This window comes from Antarcticimicrobium luteum, from assembly GCF_004358185.1.
Taxonomy (GTDB): Bacteria; Pseudomonadota; Alphaproteobacteria; order Rhodobacterales; family Rhodobacteraceae; genus Antarcticimicrobium; species Antarcticimicrobium luteum.
Genome location: NZ_SMUV01000061.1, coordinates 24,893 through 44,599, shown reverse-complemented (window position 1 = coordinate 44,599; position 19,707 = coordinate 24,893). Strand labels below are relative to the sequence as shown.

The following is a 19,707-nucleotide window of genomic DNA, read 5'->3' as shown; positions in this document are numbered from 1 at the left end:
TTAAGTTACTGATACCATTGCTTCATTTCTTTTCATTGGCGTTCATTATCGCTGCCAATACGGGGATGAGAGAAAAAATGTGATTTTCCGCCTGAATTCTTGCGAGCCATTCGCAACTGAGCTTCGCCCCCATCTTTTTACGGCCCAGGGTGACGGGGGTGACGGTTCGTCCCTTATCCACCGTATGGAGGATTTCGGAGAAATATCCCCTTAACGGTGGATAAGAGCGAAGGTGTCACCTCCGTCACCCTAAGCCAGTTTCAACCCCACAAAGCCCCGCCCATATTTCCGCCTAGCGTCCTGCCAGCCGCGCGATTTCATCTCTTTCCGTAGTGTGTGGGCGGTCCAGGTGTGCAGCCCCTGCCGCTCGCACCATTGCGTGAACCTCATATGCAGGTCGGTGGTGGTTGTGAAACCTGCCGCGTCGGCTTCGGTTTCATCCGAGAGAAACTGCCCCAGCGTGTCCTCATCATCCATGTATTCGTCGGATGCCGCCGCCACGGTGGCGGGCACGTCCAGCCCGCGTTTCTGCCATTCCAGCGCGCCGTCGATAGCCCATCGCAGGATTGCCGGGCCTTCGGCCTTGAGTTTGTCGGGCAACGTCTTGTCGCGCCTCTCAGGGGGGATAGTGACAAGGAACGGCACTAGCACCACGCGGGCGCGGATCGCCTCGTCAATTCCCCGGAATGACGGCTGATTGTTCCCGGCGATCATGAGCGTTAGCATGGGGTCGAAGTCGAAGAAATCGCCGCGCATGAAACGGGCGGTCATCCGGTCGCCGCCGGTCAGGTCTTTGATAACGGACTCATCCCATGTCTTGCCTTTCGGCAATTCCGATCCGGCCACCAGCCGCGCGCCTTGAAGCCCAGCAAGCCCGGTGGCGTGTTTGTCGCCCTGAGTGTTCAGGAACGTTTCGGCAGCGGCCCGTCGCGCGTAGTCGCCCCAAAGCCCGGTCAGGGTATTCAGGAAAACGGATTTGCCGTTGCGGCCCGTGCCGTAAAGGAACAGGAGCTTATGCTCGGTCGTCAGGCCGGTCAGCGCATAGCCCGCCGCGCGCTGCATGAAAGACGTGATTTCTTCGTCACCGTCGAAAATCTCGTGCAGGAATGCCAGCCATCGTTCCGGGCGGGTGCCGGGCGCAGCAGGGGGGCAGGCGGTCAGCTTTGTCACCATATCCTCGCGCCGGGCTTCGCGCAGGATGCCGGTGCGCAGGTCAACCACGCCGCCGGGGGTGCCGAGTATCAGGCGGTTGTCGTCGAAGTCGTCCGCGCGGGCCACGCTTGCGGGATTGGATCGCGCCAGCGCCTCGATTGCGGCGACGGTGTTCTTGCTGCGCAGGTTTCTGGCCTGATCTTTCGCCCAGGTGCGCAGTTTGTCGCCCTTGTTCTCGCCCTCGGTCGCGTCCAGATGCGCCGCCTTGCGTTCGGCCCAATCCGTCAATTCCTCGGCGCGGGTGCGCAGAAATACACGGGCGCGGGTCAGGTGGTCCAACTTGTCGTCAACTTCCCATCGCGCGCCGGTCCAGAACAGCCATTTGCCCCAGCTTGCGACGTGCCGCGCGTCCGCATCGAAACTGCGCGATCCAAGGTCACTGGCAAGCGCATCTTGGCTCAGGTCGATCTCGTCGGGCTTGTTCGGTCGCGCTGCTCCGTCTGCGGTACTCGCCTGTTGCATCGCACCTCTTTGCCATGTGTCGTTTGTCATTCCGTTCTGGCCCGAAAACTTGTGTCGCCGGGCGATCTCGGACAGGTCGGCCCCGCCCTGCCGCGCCAAGGCTGCAATCGTGCCCAAGCCGATACCGCCGCCGGGTGTGAAGCTCTGCCATTTCGCGGCCACCTCGCCGGGGCGATACTTGGCCCCGTGACGGCTCCATTGATCGGCCAACGCCAGCCCATCAGCGCCGCCGCCGGTGTGGTCGTGCAGTGCCATCAGCACATCGCACCACTGCCCATATCCGCCCGCGTCGGGATCGATGTGGTCCAGCAGTTCGGCCACCTCGGAAAGATCGGCGGGGATAGACGGGTGCATAGGCGGCGCGGCCCGTTCGGATAGCTTCGGTTTTTGCGACTCGCGCAGCTTGTCCAGCAGCCATTCCGGCGCGTCCGCGATCTCGAACAGTCCCGGCGGATTCTTCCAGGCATATGCCCCGCCGCCCGGCTTGATGGTAGGGGGCGACAGCACCATCCCGCCCTCGCCTCTCACATCAATACCGGACGCCAGCTTGCTTTGACTGTTTCGAATTTCCAGATCGGCGGGCCATTTGAAATAGACGTGCCAACCGCCGCTCGGGGTGGTCGCCTCAATGGTGTGCGGCAAGTCGCCGTGATCTTCAATCCAGCGCCGCAGGGTGCCCACGCCCTCCGCGTCATGGCCCTCCGGCGTGTCCGCGTCGATCACGAAAAAGCCGCTCTGCGGGCCGGTAGCGATGCCCAGCAGCGCCTCGGGCCAGCGGCTCCAATAGTCGCGGATCGCGTCGGGGTCGGTGGTCGCGCCCCAGCGCGCGCCGCCATTGGCTTTGCCTTTGACGTAGCCCCTTTTACCACCATCAACGATCCGCGCCGGGAATACGTGCCAGCCGCGCGCAGCGCCTTCCAGCGCGGCACTAACAATCGCGGGAAAACGCTCATTCACACTCATGCAGCACCCCCTTTCAGGGGCACCACGTCCGCGCGGTGCAAGGCTAGCGCCGATGCCTCGGCCATGCCTTCGGCAAAGTCGATTGCCCGTTGTCGTGTCGGAAATGCACGGGCCAGATAGCCCGAGTCTCGGTGCCGGTCCCAGACCATGACCGCGAATGCGTGTTGCGCGTCCCAGCCGGAAATAATCTCGATTTCATTCACTGCTCGTTCCCCAGGGTTTGCCCCCAGCGGCAAGCGGTGCTATAATACCCCACGAAGCCGTCCAACTTCGATTGATAGTCTAGCCCCCGCCTTTGCCTCTGGCGGGGGTTTCTTATGCTACGGCCTGTTCCGCCTGCGCGGCTTCCCACGTTTCCAGGTCCGACAAGCGCCAGTAGTTCAAGCGGTTGATTTGAATGGGTTGCGGGAATCCAAGGTTCGGATCACGAACCCAGCGCCAGATTGTGACGGCGCTTTTCTGATACCGCGCCTGCACTTGCGGCCCGGTCAAGAATTCGGTGCGCTGTTTGATCGCTGTTTGCATTGTGCATCCTTTGGCTGTGCCAGCCGTTGCGATGTTTTCCTTGCATCGCCCCGCTGGCGTTAACGGGATGCCATCTAATAAAACTAGATTTCGTGTTACTTCAAAAGAAAGCGTGCCAGAGTAGGGATACCCTATTTTGGACAGCCAATGACAGCCTTTGCCTTCGCAACCTGTTCTTCTCGCTCTCTAACCAACTTGATATAATTATATAAGGTAGACCTTTTGACACCCAGACTTTTGAATACATCATGCTCCGCAGCCTTTGGAGGCCAACCCTCAGATATTCTCTTATCGTAATGGCTAACCGCCTCTACCACCTTCGGGTGCCCTGCGCCTATCTTCTTCGCCCTGACCTTCGGGTTTCTCAATTCACCCAAAACCAGTTCCGCAAGCATTAGTCGAGTACCCCGACAAATTGGCCTTTCGCTAATTAGATATTCAGCAAGTTCCACACCTGCGGAAAGGTAATCTTCGCCTTTCGGGGACATTGCTTTTCCAACTTGACGGATTGCATAAGAAATGTCTGTGTCAATAACGTTCATTTCTTCACCAATCAGATCGTGAACGGTATCCAAAAGCCTTTCGCCACGCTTTATCCGATCTTTCTCAGTCATGTCCCCGCCCTTTCCAACTGCACCACCTTCTCGACTTCACGCCCATGCAGAAAGCCGCACCATGCGGCCATCATCGCGCGCCGCTTCTCGACCATATCGCTGCGGTCATATGCCTGTTGAACCTTGTTCCCGACCTTGTGGAACAACGCGACCTCGGCCATGTCACCGTCAAACCCGGTGCGCTCGGCAACCCATGTCCTGAACGTGCTGCGCAGCCCGTGCGGCACCGCCTGTTCCCCGGTCGCGGCATCAACAAAGCCTTTTCCACCGGCCTTTGTGTCGGCTTGGTGAAGGGTGCGCATCAATTTGCCAAGCGTAGCATCCGACAACGCTCCGCCGCGCGGCGCCCAGAATACTAGGTTGCTATCCTTCAAGGTCGGCAGTTCCTTCAACAGCGCGACCATTTCATCTGTTAGTGGAATACGCTTTGCCTTGTCGTTCGGCGCGATCTTGGACGATTTCCGGCCCGGCTGGATCGTCCAAACCTTGTTTTCCAAGTCGATCTCATCCCAAGTCGCAAATCGGATTGCCCCGGAACGGGTGGCGGTCATGGCTTGGAATTCCAGCGCCCGCGCGCCCATGCCTTCCCGCGCTTGCAATGCCTTCCACCATCGCGCCACATCATCCAGTTGAAGCGCCGGATAGTTCTTCGACGCCGAAACCTTGGACGGCGCAGGCAACACCAATTTCAGATTGCCCGCCCAGCGCGCCGGGTTGTCGCCCTTCCGATACCCCTGAACGGTCGCCCAGCTTAGAACGGCCTCGATCCGCTGGCGCAGCTTCGATGCGGTTTCGGTTCGGCTATCCCAAATCGGTTGAAGAACGCGGAGCACGTCTTGCAGGTCAATATCCTGCACGGCCATCTTGCCGATCTCGGGCACGGCATACTTAACCACCGTGGCCTTCCACTGCTGACGGTATTTCTCGCTCCGAAATTCTTTCACCTTTTCCTCAGCATATCGCTCCAGCGCGTCGGCAAAGGTCAGCCCGCGCCGCGCAGAGGCTATAAGCTCCGCCTGTGCGGCCTTGCGCTCGGCTATGGGGTCAATGCCCGCCTCTAGCTTGGCCTTGATCTCTCGCGCCTTGTCACGCGCCGCACCGGGCAAAATATCTGGATACGCCCCCAGCCCGATCTCCCGTTTCTTGCGCCCGCGCTCGATCACGTTTCCCTCGGCATCGCGCCTTTCGGCCCAATCCCCATAACGGGTACGCAGAACCCATGACTTGGCCCCGCTCGGCTGTATCTGAATATGCAGACCAGAGACCCCGCCCACCGCGACCTTCACGGCTCTCTTGCCGCCAGGGTGCTTCAAACCCTTGATCTGCGTCGGGGTCAGTTCCTTAGCGCGTGGCGGCATTTTTCGGCCCTCCGGGAATCGTACCAGTTCGATCTTTCAACGGCTGGGCGGATTGATGGACGGGTTGTTGGGGGCTTCGCTCGAATCCGCCGTCATCTTCCGAAAAACCGGGAACCCTGACCGCGTGAAACGCGTCGCCCCGCCCTTCAATCTGCCCTTAGACATGTTCTGCAATGTAATACGGCGAAAGCCGGTGAACAACTATCAGATTGAATTTATTTGGATTTATGGGAATTTTGAAAATCCGTGAAATACCGTAAAAGGCGGAAACGGGTTCGGTACTCGCCTCCAAACAGATCCGGGACTCTTCTGGGCATTTGCGCATCCGTGGCGACCCGGGCCTTTGATCCAGGCCGTTCACCTGCACACTTTGATCCCGCCCCCGGTGCGCGGTGTAAAAGCCGCCAAAACCGAACGATAAGGGATCGGTCGCCGAGACGCCCGCCGCAGACCGGTCAGCCGCGAACCGGTCAGCCGCGCTGTCGCGCGCGCGACAGCAAGGGCCCATACCCGACCGCGAATCCCAGAAAGGCCGCCGTCCAAAGGCCCCCGGACAGCTGGTACAGGATCATCTCGGGCCAGATCCCCGCCGCAAACCGGGTCAGCACGGACAGGATCAGGCCGGCATAGATGGCCACCGTGACCGGTCCGGCCCGCAGCGCCTGTCCGGTGTGCCCCAGGGTGGCCCGCGTCATCACCGCCAGCGTCATCAGGCCCAGCGCGCCGGCCATCCACAGATGCTGGACGCCGGCCGGCGCGATCAGATCCGGCCAAATCACCGCCAGACCGGTCGCCAGCGCGCCCAGCGGCACAAAGGCATAGGCCAGGTGCAGCACCCAGACCAGCGGCTCGGTGGCGGTCCGCACGCCCTTCCAGCGCCCCAGCCGGATCAGATGCAACGCCCCGACCAGCAGCAGGCCCAGCCCGGTCAGGCGCGCCTGCGGCCACAGAACCCACAGCGCCAGGCCGATCCCCCCGGCCAGCAGCGAGAGTTTGTCAAAGCGCTGCATCGGCGCCGCCGGACGCTCCGCCCGCCCCGCGCGCACCAGCCAGTTGCGGGTGAACGAGGGCACGATGCGCCCGCCGATCACCGCGATCATCATCAGCGCCGAGGCCAGCCCAAGGCGCAGCCCCACCCCCTGCGCCGCAAGATCGCCCGCCGCCTCCTCGATGTGAAACAGCAGATTGGCCAGCGCGTAGACCGCCAGCAGCCCCAGCACGATCAGGTTGCGCCAGTTCCGCCCGGCGACGATCTCGCGCAGCAGAACAGCGCCCAGCACCAGCGGAAAGGCAAGGTCCGCCGCGACCGAGGCCCAGACCGGCAACAGGGCCGAGGTCAGAACCGCAACCCGCCCCAGCCCCCAGAGCGCGACCAGCCCGGCCAGATGCCAGCCGACCACCGGCAGCCGCCCGGTCCAGTTCGGCACCGCCGTCAGCAGAAATCCCGCGACCACGGCGCCCAGATAGCCAAACAGAAAGGCATGCGCATGCCAGGACACCGGGTCGAACCGGCTGGGCAGCGTCAGCGCGCCGGACAGCATCGCGATCCACAGCGGCATCGCCAGCCCCGCCCAGAGCGCCCCGAACAGGAAAAACGGGCGAAACCCGAAGGTAAAGAGCGCCGGTCCCCGCCAGCGGCGCATCTGTTCGGCTGTGGTCTGGCCCATGGTGTGTCCCTCTCTGTCTGCGGTGGGGGGCGGCGCGCGCGCTCAGGCCGCCAGGTTGCCGCCGCGTGCCGCCTTCTGCGCCCAGTCGGTCAACGCCTCGCCCGTGGCCGGCAGGCGCGCCGCCAGCCCGTCGGAAAACGCCAGAAACGCCGGCAGGTTCATCGCGTTCACCCCCACGATCACCGGCTGGCCCTCGGCCAGGCAATTGCCGATCAGCGCCCTGAAGCCGCCGCCTTCCGCCTCGCGCTTGCCGAACTTGTTGACGATCACCAGCGCAGGGGGCGGCACCAGGGTGCGTTCCACCGCGGCAACGGCGGCCTCCAGCGCCGCCGAATCCAGCCGGCAGCCGCGCGCCTCGCGGCCCAGAGATTGCGAGATGCGGAACGTCGGCCCGTCGGGCAGCACCAGCACGTCCATGTCGCAATGGTGCGGATCGGCGCTCTCGATATTGGTCTGCACCAATCCCGCGATCGCAATGCCCTGCGCCAGGCAGGTCTGCGAGAATTGGCTCAAAAGGCGATCGGTTTCGCCCGGTTCGCCGGTCATGACATAGGCCAGTTTCATGTTCTTTTCCTTTCGTGCGGGGATCAGAGCGGCAGGAATTCCAGCATGTCGCCGGCCGCCACCCCGTCCGTTTCCGTGGGGATGAGGACCAGCCCGTCCGCCGCCGCCAGCGGCCCCAGGTTGGCCGAGTTGACATGCGGCGCGCAGGCGACGATCTCGAGACCCTGACCGTCATATCCGATGATCGACGCCGGCCTGTATTCACAGCGCCCCGGCCGGTGCGTCAGCGGCGCCGAGGTGCGCACATGGCGCCGCAGAGCGGGGACACCGGCGCCGGCCAGGCGGTCGATCATCGGCCGGCCCAGCACCTGCCAGGTGACAAAGGCGGACACCGGATTGCCGGGCAGGCTGAGAACCGCGGTCGCCCCCAGGCGCGAGATGGTGACCGGTTTTCCCGGCTTGATCGCCACGCCCGAGACCGCCATTTCCGCGCCAAGCGCCCGCAGGGCCGGTTTCATGTGGTCGCGGTCGCCGACCGACACGCCGCCGGAGGTGACGATCAGATCGACCTCGCCAACCAGCGCGCCGAGCGCGGCGCAAAGATCGTCGCGGCGGTCCGGAACCTGCCGCACGGTGGTCAGCTCGGCCCCCGCCTCTTGGCACAGCGCGGTCAGCATCGGCGTGTTCACATCCCAGATCGCCCCGCCGCGCAGCGCCTGCCCGGCGGGCGTGATCTCATCCCCGGTCAGCAACAGCCCGATCCGCGCCCGTCGCCGAACGGTGATCTGCCCTGCCCCGGCTCCGGCGCAGATGGCGATATGTTTCGCCTCAAGCCGCGTACCGGGCGCCAGCACCGCATCGCCCCGTCGCTGATCGCCGCCCGCGCGACGGATGTTGTCGCCCGCCCGCACAGCTCCGGTCACGCGCGCGCGCACCATGCCGCCGCCCACCGGCTCGACCACCTCCTGCATCACCACGGCGTCGGCCCCCTCGGGGACCGGCGCGCCGGTATAGATCCGCATCATCGCGCCGGCCGGCAGCGCCGCGGGCGCGTCGCCGGCGGCGCAGGTGCCCCTGACCGGCAGAACGCCACCCGCCGGCAGGTCGGCCGCGCGCAGTGCGTATCCATCCATCGCCGCATTGTCGAACCGCGGCATGTCGGCCCCGGCCAGCACGGCAGCGGCGAGGTGACGTCCCCGCGCCCGGTGCAGCGGCAGCCCCTCGGTTTCGGCAACCGGCGCGACCAGCGCCACCGCCGCCGCCACCGCCTCGCGGACCGGCATCAGGGCCGCCGGAGATGGCGCGCCGTCACAGCCGCAGGCCGCATTCTCGATCCGTTGGAAAACCGTCATTTCACGTCCCTCGTCTCATTGCGACCGCACATCCGATTCCGGCGGCCTGTCATCGCTCCGCCTGCGCATCGGCCCGGCGGCGCTCGATCATCCGCACCCGCAGCGATTTCAGATCGCTCCGGGTCAGCCGGACCCGCGCCAGCGGCAGCACGATGGCGTTCTCCACGATCAGATGGCGCCGTTCATGCGCGGCGAATGCGGCGACGGCGGCGCCCTCCTGCGCCGTGAGCGCCGCATCCCCGGTCGCGGCGATGCGCTCCAGCGCGGCGATCACCGGGGCCCGGGCCTGCCTGCTGGAGACGTGATCCGCGGTCAGCCGGTCCAGCGTATCGCCGATGTCGTCGTCGCCCCCGGAGCGGCGGCGCAGCAGCGGGAACAGGTCGCCCTCCTCGTCCCGGACATGGCGCGGCAGAACGATCTTCAGATGCACCAGGGCCTCGGAGACCCGGGTTGGATCGCGCTGCGGCTCCGCGGCGACGAGGGCATCGAGCCACCCGCAAATCTCGCGCAGGCGCAGATGCTCCTCGGCGATATGGTCCAGCGGGTCGGGCAGAACCGCATCGCCGAGCGTGGCGGCGCGTTCCCCCCTCTGGCCGCCGCCGTCCGGATATGCCCTCTGCCCCGCCATCGCCGTCAGGCCACCGCGTCCAGATCCAGCCCGACAATCTCGGCGCGCTCCAGAAGCCCGGCGAGATAGGCATTTGCGGCGGCGGCCCAATGCGCCTTTTCGCTGGCCTCGGCCAGACGCGGGCGCACGGCGTCAAAGGGCAGGATCTCGCCCGCAGCCCGCGCATCCACGCGCAGGATGTGATAGCCATAGCGGGTTTCGGCCAGCTGCCGGTGGATGTCTCCCACCGGCGCGGCCTCCATCGCCGCCTCGAACTCCGCCACCGTGTCGCCGCTGCTGAGTTGTCCCAGCTGGCCACCCGCGTCGCGCGACGAACAGGCGCTTTCCTCCCGCGCCAGCGCCGCGAACCGGCCAGGCGCTGCCAGCAGTTTTTCCAGCACCGCCACGCCACGCTGCTGCGCCGCCGCCCGCATCTTTGCATCGTCCGGCGAGGCCGCGAAGAGGATATGCGCGGGCTGATAGAGCGACGGCGCGCGATAGGCCTCCGGGTTCCGATCGTAGACGCGGCGCAGCTCCTCCTCGGACAGCGGCGCAGGATGTACGTTTTGCGCCAGTAACTCCCTGATTTGCGCCTCCTCCTGCGTTTCCAGTCTGCCGGGTGCCAGTTCCGTCTGCGGCGGGGTCAGGCCCAGCCGGCCGGCCTCGTCCAGCAGCACCCGGCGGATCGCCAGCGCCCGCGCCGCCCGGCGCCAGGCCAGGCCCGGCTTGCCCGCAGGGGCGGGGTGGTTTTGGGCCTCTGCCGCGATCTCCGCGGCAGAAAGCACCGTTCCGTTGACGGTGATTTCGGGGAACAGGGGTCTGGTCATCGGATCACTCCGCCGGGGTCTTGCGGCGCGAGCGCACGATCTGATACCCGGGCCGCCACAGATAGCGCAGCGGCACCGACAGCATGTGCACCAGCCGGGTGAACGGGAACAGAAGGAAGATCGTCAGCCCCAGGAACAGGTGCAGCTTGAACACCAGCGCCACATCCTCGATATAGCTGGCCGCCTGTCCGTCAAAGGTGAAGATCCCCTGCGCCCAGGCCATGAACCGCGTCATCTCGTGCCCGTCGAGATGCTGCAGCGAGACAAAGATCGTCCCAACCCCGAGCACGAGTTGCGCCAGCAGCAGCGCCAGGATGCCGATGTCGGCAAAGCTCGAGGTGCGGCGGATACGCGGATCGGTCCAGCGGCGGTGGAACAGAATGCCGCCGCCCACCAGCGCCATCACCCCGGCAACGCCGCCGGCGATCACCGCCAGCAACTGCTTGGCGCCATGGCTGATGCCCAGGGCATCAAACACCCAGATCGGCGTCAGCAGCCCGATCAGGTGGCCGAAGAAGATCACCAGAACGCCCACATGGAACAGCACCGAGCCGATGATCAGCTGGCGCCGCCGCAGTAGCTGGCTGGAACTGGATTTCCAGGTGAAGGGCTCGGACTCATAGCGCGCGATCGAACCGAAGATCAGCACCGTAAGCGCGATATAGGGGTAAATTCCGAACAGAAAGTGATGCATCTGAGCCTCCATCACTCAGCCGGCTGGGCGGCACGGCCCGGCGCGGGGTTAACGGGTGTGTCCATCTGGGCCAGCATGTCGCGCACCTGCGGACAGCCGCCGTTGGGATCGGGGCCAAAGGTGACCTCGGTCTCTTCCCAGACGGCATCGAGTGCGTCGAGGTCCTCTGGATCGTCCTCGGGCCGCTCCAGCAACTCGGCCACGGCCCCGGCATCGGCCTTTGCCCCTGCGATCTGCAAAAGAGCGGCGAACACGGCACCATAAAGGCTTTCCCGCCGGTCGAGCCGGGTCTGCAAAGCCGCAAAGATATGGGCCGCGTCCGCCAAGGTTTCCTGGATGTCTGAAAAGGGACGCATCGCCAGGAATTCGAGCAGAACGGGAAGGTGATCGGGCAGTTCCGAGGTGACCGGGTCGAACCCGGCATCGCGGTACATCTCGACCAGGCTGACCATGGCGCCGCCGCGGTCGCGGCTTTCGCCATGGACATGTTCGAAGAGGTTGAGCGACAGGCTGCGCGAGCGGTCGAACAGCCCCACATAGGTTTCCTGCAGATCATAGATGTCGCCCGATTGCAGGGCCTCGACCAGCGGGCGCAGGTCGCGCCGGGCGGCCGCCGTCATCCGGCTGTCGGCGGCCAGAACGCCGCCGATCTCGGGCATCGCGCGCTGCAACTCCTCGCTGGGATAGCTCAGCAGCAGCGACATCGCTTTCAGGGAACGGTCCATCATCACATTGCCTCCGGCATTTTAAGGGCCTTGCGCTTGCCCCCGAAGAGCGAGCCTTCGGAGATACCGGTGGAACAGGCGTTGCCATCGGTAAAGCCGCAGCCGCCGCGCAGGTCATAGGCATCCTCCACCTGTTCGCGGTGGGTGGTGGGGATCACGAAACGGTCCTCGTAATCGGCCAGCGCCATGATCTTGTACATGTCCTCGATCACCCGGCCGCTGAGGCCGACGCGCTCCGCGATCGCCTCGTCGATGACGCCGTCCACGGTCTTGGCCCGCATGTAGCTGCGCATCGCCGACATCCGCTCCAGCGCCTGGACGATGGGTTCCTCGTCGCCGGCGGTCAGCATGTTGGCCAGGTAGCGCACCGGGATGCGCAGGCTGCGCACGTCGGGCATCTGGCCGTCATGGCCGATCTTGCCGGCCTCGGCGGCGTTCTGGATCGGCGACAGCGGCGGGATGTACCAAACCATCGGCAGGGTGCGGTATTCGGGATGCAGCGGGAAGGCGAGCTTCCACTCCATCGCCATTTTCCAGATCGGGCTTTGCCGCGCCGCCTTGATCCAGTCCTCCGGTACGCCGTCGGCCCGGGCGGCCTCGATCACCGCCGGGTCATGCGGGTCGAGGAACACGTCGAGCTGGGCGTCGTAGAGATCCTTATCCGCAGGCGTGTTGGCCGCGCTGTCGATCTTGTCCGCGTCATAGAGGATCACGCCGAGATAGCGGATGCGCCCCACACAGGTTTCCGAACAGACGGTCGGATTGCCGCTTTCGATGCGGGGATAGCACAGGGTGCATTTCTCCGACTTGCCGCTTTCCCAGTTGTAATAGACCTTCTTGTAGGGGCAGCCCGAGACGCACATGCGCCAGCCGCGGCATTTCTCCTGATCAATCAGGACGATGCCATCCTCTTCGCGCTTGTAGATCGCGCCAGAGGGGCAGGAGGCGGCGCAGGCGGGGTTGAGGCAATGCTCGCACAGCCGCGGCAGGTACATCATGAAGGTGTTTTCATACTCTCCATAAATGTCCTTCTGCACGCCCTCGAAGTTGTAGTCCTTGCTGCGTTTCGAGAATTCGCCGCCCAGGATCTCCTCCCAGTTCGGGCCATGCTCGATCTTCTCCATCCGCTCGCCCGAGATTTTCGAACGCGGCCGCGCGGTGGGAAACGCCTCCATCTCGGGGGCCGATTTCAGGTGGTCATAGTCGAAATCGAACGGCTCATAGTAATCGTCGATCTCGGGCAGGTCGGGGTTGCCGAAGATATTGGCCAGGATACGCCACTTGGCCCCCTGTTTCGGCTGCAACTTGCCCGAGCGGGTCCGTTCCCAGCCGCCGTTCCAGCGTTTCTGGTTCTCCCAGTCCTTGGGATAGCCCACGCCGGGCTTGGTCTCGACGTTGTTGAACCAGGCGTATTCAACGCCATCGCGGCTGGTCCAGACGTTCTTGCAGGTCACCGAACAGGTGTGGCACCCGATGCATTTGTCGAGGTTCAGCACCATGCCGATTTGCGCGCGGACTTTCATTGTGCGGCCTCCTTCCCGGTTGCCTCTTGGTCAAGCCAGTCGACCTTTTTCATTTTCCTGACGATGACGAACTCGTCGCGGTTCGCGCCAACGGTGCCGTAGTAATTGAAGCCGTAGGACTGCTGCGCGTAGCCACCAATCATGTGGGTGGGTTTAAGCACCGTACGGGTGACCGAGTTGTGGATGCCGCCGCGCAGACCGGTCTTTTCCGAGCCCGGCGTGTTCACGATCTTTTCCTGCGCGTGGTACATGAATACCGTGCCCTCGCGCATCCGCTGCGAGACCACGGCGCGCGCGGTCAGCGCCCCGTTGACGTTATAGGCCTCGATCCAGTCGTTATCCTCGATCCCGGCCTTTTTGGCGTCGACCTCGGAAATCCAGACCACCGGACCGCCCCGGTTCAACGTCAGCATCAGCAGGTTGTCGGAATAGGTGGAGTGGATGCCCCATTTCTGGTGCGGTGTGATGAAGTTCAGCACCAGGCTGTCACCGGCGTCCTGCACGTCCCGGGTGATCGTCTTGAGGTCCACCGGCGGGCGGTAGGAGACGAACCCCTCGCCAAAGGCACGCATCCACAGGTGATCCTGGTAAAGCTGCTGACGCCCTGTCAGCGTCCGCCACGGGATCAGTTCGTGCACGTTGGTGTAGCCGGCGTTATAGCAGACCTCCTCGCTTTCGATCCCGGACCATGTGGGCGAAGAGATGATCTTGCGCGGCTGGGCGGCGATGTCGCGGAAGCGGATCTTGACGTGCTCCTGCCCCTCGGCCAGATGCCTGTGTTCGCGGCCGGTCGCCTTGCTCAGTTGGTCCCAGGCCTTGACGGCAACCTCGCCGTTGGTTTCCGGCGCCAGCATCAGGATCACCTCGGTGGCGTCGATGTCGGTGTCGATCCGCGCCAGCCCCTTGGCCGGCCCGTCGCGATGCACGCCGTTCAGCTCGCGCAGGTGCTGGACCTCGACCTTGGTGTCCCAGGCGATGCCCTTGCCCCCGTTGCCGATCTCGTCCATCAGCGGCCCGAGCGCGGTGAAGCGGTCGTAGATCGCGGTATAGTCCCGTTCGACCGCGATATAGTTCGGCGCCGTCTTGCCCGGGATCAGATCGCACTCCCCCTTTTTCCAGTCGCGCACCTGGTCCTGCGCGATCTCGGCCGGGGTGTCGTGCAGGATCGGCAGGGCGACCACATCGGTCTCCTGGCCGAGATAGCCCGGCACGATCTCTTGGAACTTCTTGGCGATCGCCTTGAAGATCTCCCAGTCCGACTTGGACTCATAGGCCGGGTCAACCGCCGCCTGCAGCGGGTGGATGAACGGATGCATGTCCGAGGTGTTGAGGTCGTTCTTTTCGTACCAGCTGGCGGTCGGCAGCACGATGTCCGAATAGACCGCCGTGGTCGACATGCGGAAATCGATGGTCACCAGCAGGTCCAGCTTGCCCTCGGGCGCGGCGTCGTGCCAGCGAGCCTCTTTCGGCTTTTGCCGGCCCTCCTCGCCCAGATCCTTGCCCAGAACCCCGTTGTCGGTGCCCAGCAGGTGGCGCAGGAAATACTCGTGTCCCTTGCCGGAACTCCCCAGCAGGTTGGAGCGCCAGACGAACAGGTTGCGCGGCCAGTTCTCGGGCGCGTCCGGATCCTCGCAGGACATATCCAGCTCGCCCGATTTCAGTTTGCCCGCGATATAGTCGCGCGGCTCCTGCCCGGCCTCTTTGGCGGCCTTCGCCACCTCCAGCGGGTTCTGTTTGAGCTGCGGCGCCGAGGGCAGCCAGCCCATCCGCTCGGCCCGGATGTTGTAGTCGATCATGCTGGCGTCCCAGTCGCCGGCGGGCGCGGTCGGCGACAGGATCTCATCCGCGCTCAGCGTCTCATAGCGCCACTGGTCGGTATGGGCGTACCAGGCGCTGGTGGCGTTCATGTGCCGCGGCGGCCGGCCCCAGTCCAGCGCGAAGGCCAGCGGTTGCCAGCCGGTCTGCGGGCGCAGCTTCTCCTGGCCGACATAATGGCTCCAACCGCCGCCGGACTGGCCGATGCAGCCGCACATCACCAGCATGTTGATGATGCCGCGATAGCTCATGTCCATGTGGTACCAGTGGTTCAGACCGGCCCCGAGGATCACCATCGACTTGCCGTTGGTCTTTTCCGCGTTGAGCGCGAATTCGCGGGCCACGGTGGCGATCTTGTCCGCCGGAACGCCGGTGATCTTTTCCGCCCATTTCGGGGTATAGGGAATGTCGGCCCCGTAATCCGAGGCCACCCAGTCACCGCCCAGGCCCCGATCCAGCCCGTAGTTGGCGCAGAACAGGTCGAAGACGGTGGCGACCTGCGCCTCACCGTCGGCCAGTTTCACGGTCTTGACCGGGATGTTGCGGGTCAGCACGTCCGGGTGATCGCAGCGCACGAAGTTCTCGGTCGCGACGCCGCCGAAATAGGGGAAATCGACGCCGACCACATCGTCATGATCCTCGTCCAGGACCAGCGACATCTTCAACTCGGTCTCGGCGCCCTTCGCGCGTTCCTCCAGGTTCCACTCGCCGTCCTCGCCCCAGCGATAGCCGATCGACCCGTTGGGCGCGACATAGCTGCCCGAGGTGCCGTCGAGGGCGATCGTCTTCCATTCGGGATTGTTGTCCTCGCCCAGCTTGCCGTCGAAATCATCGGCGCGCAGGAACCGGCCCGGCACCAGGCGGCCGTCCTTTTCCTCCATCCGCACCAGCATCGGCAGGTCGGTGTATTTGCGGCAATAGTCCTCGAAATACTCGGCCTGCCGGTCGAGGTGGAACTCGCGCAGGATCACGTGACCCATAGCCATCGCCAGCGCGGCATCGGTGCCCTGCTGCGGCGCCAGCCAGACATCGCCGAATTTCGCCGCCTCGGAATAGTCGGGGCAGATCACCGCCGACTTGGTGCCGCGATAGCGGGCCTCGGTATAGAAATGCGCGTCGGGCGTGCGCGTCTGCGGCACGTTCGAGCCCCAGATCAGCAGAAAGCCCGCGTTGTACCAGTCGGCCGATTCCGGCACGTCGGTCTGCTCGCCCCAGGTCATCGGGCTTGCCGGGGGCAGATCGCAGTACCAGTCGTAGAACGACATGCAGGTGCCGCCCAGCAGGCTCAGATACCGGGTGCCGGCGGCATAGCTGACCATCGACATCGCCGGGATCGGAGAAAAGCCGAACACGCGGTCCGGTCCGTACGTCCTGGCGGTATAGGCATTGGCGGCCGCGGTGATCTCGGTCGCCTCGTCCCAGCTGGCGCGGACAAAGCCGCCCTTGCCGCGCGAGGTCACATAGCTGGCGCGAAGGATCGGATCGCCCTGCAGCTTGGTCCAGGCCGCGATCGGGTCCATGGTCTTGCGCATCTCGCGCCAGATCTTCATCAGCTTGCCGCGGATCAGCGGATTCTTCACCCGGTTGGCGCTGTAAAGATACCAGCTGTAGCTGGCGCCGCGGGCACAGCCGCGCGGTTCGTGGTTGGGCAGATCGGCGCGGGTGCGGGGGTAATCGGTCTGCTGCGTCTCCCAGGTCACGATCCCGGATTTCACATAGATCTTCCAGCTGCACGACCCGGTGCAGTTCACCCCGTGGGTCGAGCGCACGATCTTGTCGTGCCGCCAGCGGTTTCTATAGGTGTCTTCCCAGTCCCGGTTTTCGCGGGTGAGCTGGCCATGGCCATTGGCGAACCGGCCCAGTTCCTTGGACTGCAGGAAGTTCAGTCTGTCGAGGAGATGGCTCATTTGGCTGTCCTTTCGATGTCGGGGAGGGTCCGGCCGCGGATGCGCAGCCGGACCCGATATCTGTTTACTGGGCGGGGCTGGGCGCAGGCGTCTGGGCCGCTTTGCCGCGTTCGAGGTCGTGCAGCAGGCTGCCGCGCCGGGTGTAGTAGACCCAGGTGATCGCCAGGCAGACCGCGTAGAAGACCAGGAACCCCCAGAGCGCGCCCACCGGCGAGCCGGTCATGGCGATCGACGTGCCGTAGGCCTTGGGGATGAAGAAGGCGCCATAGGCGGCGATCGCGCTGGTAAAGGCGATGATCGCCGCGCTTTCGCGCTCGGCCTGCTTGCGGCGGGCTGCGGCATCAAGATCGGGCAGCAGCCGGGGCACTTCGCGGCCCATGATCGCGGGGATCATCTGGAACGTCGAGGCGTTGCCGACCCCGGTCAGGAAGAACAGCGCCATGAAGGCGGCGAAGAACCCCGCAAAGCTGCCCGCCCCGAGCGAGGCGATCACCCCGAACACCGCCAGGATCATCGCGGCGAACACCCAGAAGGTCACCCGGCCGCCGCCGAACCGGTCGCTGATCCAGCCGGTGCCGGCGCGGCTGAGTGCGCCGACCAGCGGGCCGAGGAACACGTACTGCATCGCGTTCACATCCGGGAAAGACAGCCGCGTCAGCAGCGGAAAGCCCGCCGAATAGCCGATAAAACTGCCGAAGGTGCCGGTGTAGAGGATGCACATCAGCCAGTTGTGCTTGCGGCTGAAGATGATCGCCTGCTCGCGGAAGCTCGCCCGCGCGTCGGCGATGTCGTCCATGCCGATCCAGGCCGCAGCGGTGGCCGCCAGGATGAAGGGCACCCAGACAAAGCCGGCGTTCTGCATCCACAGCTGGCCGCCATCCGACAGGGTCTGCGGCGCGCCGCCGAGGGCGCCGAACACGCCCGCCGTGATGACGATGGGCACCAGGAACTGCATCACCGAGACGCCAAGATTCCCCAGCCCCGCGTTCATCGCCAGCGCGTTGCCCTTTTCCGCCTTGGGAAAGAAAAAGGCGATGTTGGCCATCGACGAGGCGAAGTTACCGCCGCCAAAGCCGCACAGCAGCGCCAGCGTCAGAAAGATCAGATAGGGGGTGCCGGCGTCCTGCACCGCATAGCCGATCCCGATCGCCGGAAGCAGCAGAGAGGCCGTCGACAGGGTGGTCCAGAGCCGGCCGCCGAAGATCGGCACCATGAAGCTGTAGAAGATGCGCAGGGTGGCGCCCGAAAGCCCGGGCAGCGCCGCCAGCCAGAACAGCTGGCTGGTGGTGAAGTCGAAGCCGATCGCCGGCAACCGCGCCACCACCATCGACCAGACCATCCAGACCGAGAACGCCAGCAGCAGCGCCGGGATCGAGATCCACAGGTTGCGGCGCGCGATGCGGCGGCCCTTGTCCTGCCAGAACCCGGGTTCCTCGGGGCGCCAATCCTCCAGTACGCGGGGCATCACGGTGCGCTCGGGGTCGTGGATCTCCTGCATCTCGGGCAATGCCGGCAGGCTGTCCAGCGCCTCGCCGTGGGCCTTGCGCTCCATCGCGCGGACCGACATGTGCATCCACAGCAGGGCAACGCCGACCAGCGCGAACAGCAGCGCGAAACACGAGGTGTAGATGCCGCTGAGGTCCAGAAGCGTCCCGAACAGGATCGGAAGGACAAAGCCGCCGAGACCGCCGATCATCCCAACAAGGCCGCCGACCGCGCCGACATGGCCCGGATAGTAGACCGGGATGTGCTTGAACACCGCCGCCTTGCCCAGGCTCATGAAAAAGCCCAGCGCGAACAGCGTCGCCACGAACGGCCAGAGCCCCATCTGCGTCGAAAAGGCGATCACGCCGTCCTTGCCCTGGATCACGTAGTTGGTGGGCGGGTAGGACAGCATGAACAGCAGGACCATCGAAAACCCGAAGGTCCAGTACATGACCGACCGGGCGCCGAACTTGTCCGACAGGTGGCCGCCATAGGCGCGAAACAGGCTGGCCGACAGGCTGAACGAGGCCGCGGCCATGCCGGCGGTCTTGACGTCCAGACCGTAGACATCGATCAGATAATGCGGCAGCCACAGCGCCAGCGCCACGAAGGCGCCAAATACCAGGAAATAATAAAGCGAAAAGCGCCAGACCTGCAGATTGCGCAGCGGCGCGAATTGCTCGGCCATCGAGGGCGCGCGCACACCCCGCTTGCGCCGTTCGATCAGTTCGGGGTCTTCCTTGGCGAACAGGAAAAAGAGGACACCGATGACCGCCAGCGCCGCGGCCCAGGCATAGGCGACCCCATGCCAGCCATAGGCGACCATGACAAAGGGGGCGACGAACTTGGTCACCGCCGCGCCGACGTTGCCGGCACCGAATATGCCCAGCGCGGTGCCCTGATGGCCGGCGTCGTACCAGCGCGAAACATAGGCGACACCGATGATGAACGAGCCGCCGGCCAGTCCGATGCCAAGCGCCGCGACCAGGTACATGAAATAGCTGTCGGCCAGCGTCAGCGCCCACGTCGCCAGGGCGGTCAGGATCATCTGAGCCGAAAACACCAGCCGGCCGCCATACTTCTCGGTCCAGACGCCGAGAAACAGGCGAGTGACCGACCCGGTCAGGATCGGGGTGGCGACAAGAATGCCGAACTGAGACTCGCTCAGCCCCAGTTCCGCCTTGATGGCCACGCCGATGATGGAAAAGATCGTCCAGACCGCGAAACAGGCGGTAAAGGCGAAAGTACTTAGACCAAGGGCGCGGGTCTGGTCCGTGCGAGTTACGCCGTCAAGCGCTGTCATGGGTTTCCCTCCAGATACTGGCCACGCTGCGAACAGCGCGTTTCCGGGTCACCCAAGGGAAAAACCGCCCATCCCCGGTTGATTCAGATCAAGAACCGGGTCATGCCTGAAGGAAATAAACCGCCGGATGAATTGCTTGGGCAGCGACTGAAAAACATGTGGTC

General features: G+C 64.6%; 15 protein-coding genes. All 15 read right to left on the bottom strand.

The annotated features are described in order from the left end of the window. Positions 1 to 249: 249 nt before the first annotated feature. Positions 250 to 2,637, bottom strand: a complete 2,388-nt coding sequence (locus E1832_RS08595; protein WP_133359333.1) for a phage/plasmid primase, P4 family — start codon at positions 2,635 to 2,637, stop codon at positions 250 to 252. Further along, positions 2,634 to 2,840 (bottom strand): hypothetical protein, encoded by a 207-nt coding sequence (locus E1832_RS08590; RefSeq protein WP_133359332.1) that lies wholly within the window; start codon positions 2,838 to 2,840, stop codon positions 2,634 to 2,636. The genes E1832_RS08595 and E1832_RS08590 overlap by 4 nt, the downstream gene beginning before the upstream one ends. Before the next feature lie 112 nt (positions 2,841 to 2,952). Beyond that, entirely contained in the window at positions 2,953 to 3,162 is a 210-nt protein-coding gene (locus E1832_RS08585; protein WP_133359331.1) for a helix-turn-helix transcriptional regulator, read from the bottom strand. A 131-nt stretch (positions 3,163 to 3,293) separates the two neighbouring features. Then, positions 3,294 to 3,776 (bottom strand): hypothetical protein, encoded by a 483-nt coding sequence (locus E1832_RS08580; RefSeq protein WP_133359330.1) that lies wholly within the window; start codon positions 3,774 to 3,776, stop codon positions 3,294 to 3,296. Further along, positions 3,773 to 5,134: a tyrosine-type recombinase/integrase gene (locus tag E1832_RS08575; RefSeq protein ID WP_133359329.1), complete on the bottom strand. Its 1,362-nt coding sequence runs from the start codon at positions 5,132 to 5,134 to the stop codon at positions 3,773 to 3,775. The genes E1832_RS08580 and E1832_RS08575 overlap by 4 nt, the downstream gene beginning before the upstream one ends. Positions 5,135 to 5,604: 470 nt before the next feature. Beyond that, positions 5,605 to 6,801, bottom strand: coding sequence for an NnrS family protein (locus tag E1832_RS08570; RefSeq protein WP_133359328.1), 1,197 nt, complete (start codon positions 6,799 to 6,801; stop codon positions 5,605 to 5,607). A gap of 42 nt (positions 6,802 to 6,843) precedes the next feature. Next, positions 6,844 to 7,365 carry a DUF2478 domain-containing protein gene (locus E1832_RS08565; RefSeq protein ID WP_133359327.1) on the bottom strand — a complete coding sequence of 174 codons (522 nt, stop codon included), beginning with the start codon at positions 7,363 to 7,365 and terminating at the stop codon, positions 6,844 to 6,846. Positions 7,366 to 7,388: 23 nt separating this feature from the next. Then, positions 7,389 to 8,657 carry a molybdopterin molybdotransferase MoeA gene (locus E1832_RS08560; RefSeq protein WP_133359326.1) on the bottom strand — a complete coding sequence of 423 codons (1,269 nt, stop codon included), beginning with the start codon at positions 8,655 to 8,657 and terminating at the stop codon, positions 7,389 to 7,391. A 49-nt stretch (positions 8,658 to 8,706) separates the two neighbouring features. Next, on the bottom strand, positions 8,707 to 9,285 hold the full coding sequence (locus E1832_RS08555; RefSeq protein ID WP_133359325.1) for a hemerythrin domain-containing protein: 579 nt from the start codon (positions 9,283 to 9,285) through the stop codon (positions 8,707 to 8,709). A 5-nt stretch (positions 9,286 to 9,290) separates the two neighbouring features. Beyond that, positions 9,291 to 10,091: a peptidylprolyl isomerase gene (locus E1832_RS08550; protein WP_133359324.1), complete on the bottom strand. Its 801-nt coding sequence runs from the start codon at positions 10,089 to 10,091 to the stop codon at positions 9,291 to 9,293. Positions 10,092 to 10,095: 4 nt separating this feature from the next. Beyond that, on the bottom strand, positions 10,096 to 10,785 hold the full coding sequence (gene narI / locus E1832_RS08545; protein WP_133359323.1) for a respiratory nitrate reductase subunit gamma: 690 nt from the start codon (positions 10,783 to 10,785) through the stop codon (positions 10,096 to 10,098). Positions 10,786 to 10,796: 11 nt separating this feature from the next. After that, positions 10,797 to 11,510 carry a nitrate reductase molybdenum cofactor assembly chaperone gene (narJ, locus tag E1832_RS08540; protein ID WP_133359396.1) on the bottom strand — a complete coding sequence of 238 codons (714 nt, stop codon included), beginning with the start codon at positions 11,508 to 11,510 and terminating at the stop codon, positions 10,797 to 10,799. Between the two features lie 2 nt (positions 11,511 to 11,512). Beyond that, on the bottom strand, positions 11,513 to 13,033 hold the full coding sequence (gene narH, locus E1832_RS08535) for a nitrate reductase subunit beta (protein ID WP_133359322.1): 1,521 nt from the start codon (positions 13,031 to 13,033) through the stop codon (positions 11,513 to 11,515). Then, positions 13,030 to 16,755, bottom strand: a complete 3,726-nt coding sequence (locus tag E1832_RS08530) for a nitrate reductase subunit alpha (RefSeq protein ID WP_133359321.1) — start codon at positions 16,753 to 16,755, stop codon at positions 13,030 to 13,032. Before E1832_RS08530 ends, narH begins: the two co-directional genes overlap by 4 nt. Positions 16,756 to 16,819: 64 nt before the next feature. Then, entirely contained in the window at positions 16,820 to 19,543 is a 2,724-nt protein-coding gene (locus E1832_RS08525) for a nitrate/nitrite transporter (RefSeq protein ID WP_133359320.1), read from the bottom strand. Positions 19,544 to 19,707: the final 164 nt, after the last annotated feature.

Coding starts and splice junctions, on each gene's coding strand:
- E1832_RS08595 (WP_133359333.1), bottom strand. CDS start 2,637: ATGAGTGTGAATGAGCGTTTTCCCGCGATTGTTAGTGCCGCGCTGGAA.
- E1832_RS08585 (WP_133359331.1), bottom strand. CDS start 3,162: ATGCAAACAGCGATCAAACAGCGCACCGAATTCTTGACCGGGCCGCAA.
- E1832_RS08580 (WP_133359330.1), bottom strand. CDS start 3,776: ATGACTGAGAAAGATCGGATAAAGCGTGGCGAAAGGCTTTTGGATACC.
- E1832_RS08575 (WP_133359329.1), bottom strand. CDS start 5,134: ATGCCGCCACGCGCTAAGGAACTGACCCCGACGCAGATCAAGGGTTTG.
- E1832_RS08570 (WP_133359328.1), bottom strand. CDS start 6,801: ATGGGCCAGACCACAGCCGAACAGATGCGCCGCTGGCGGGGACCGGCG.
- E1832_RS08565 (WP_133359327.1), bottom strand. CDS start 7,365: ATGAAACTGGCCTATGTCATGACCGGCGAACCGGGCGAAACCGATCGC.
- E1832_RS08560 (WP_133359326.1), bottom strand. CDS start 8,657: ATGACGGTTTTCCAACGGATCGAGAATGCGGCCTGCGGCTGTGACGGC.
- E1832_RS08555 (WP_133359325.1), bottom strand. CDS start 9,285: ATGGCGGGGCAGAGGGCATATCCGGACGGCGGCGGCCAGAGGGGGGAA.
- E1832_RS08550 (WP_133359324.1), bottom strand. CDS start 10,091: ATGACCAGACCCCTGTTCCCCGAAATCACCGTCAACGGAACGGTGCTT.
- narI (WP_133359323.1), bottom strand. CDS start 10,785: ATGCATCACTTTCTGTTCGGAATTTACCCCTATATCGCGCTTACGGTG.
- narJ (WP_133359396.1), bottom strand. CDS start 11,510: ATGGACCGTTCCCTGAAAGCGATGTCGCTGCTGCTGAGCTATCCCAGC.
- narH (WP_133359322.1), bottom strand. CDS start 13,033: ATGAAAGTCCGCGCGCAAATCGGCATGGTGCTGAACCTCGACAAATGC.
- E1832_RS08530 (WP_133359321.1), bottom strand. CDS start 16,755: ATGAGCCATCTCCTCGACAGACTGAACTTCCTGCAGTCCAAGGAACTG.
- E1832_RS08525 (WP_133359320.1), bottom strand. CDS start 19,543: ATGACAGCGCTTGACGGCGTAACTCGCACGGACCAGACCCGCGCCCTT.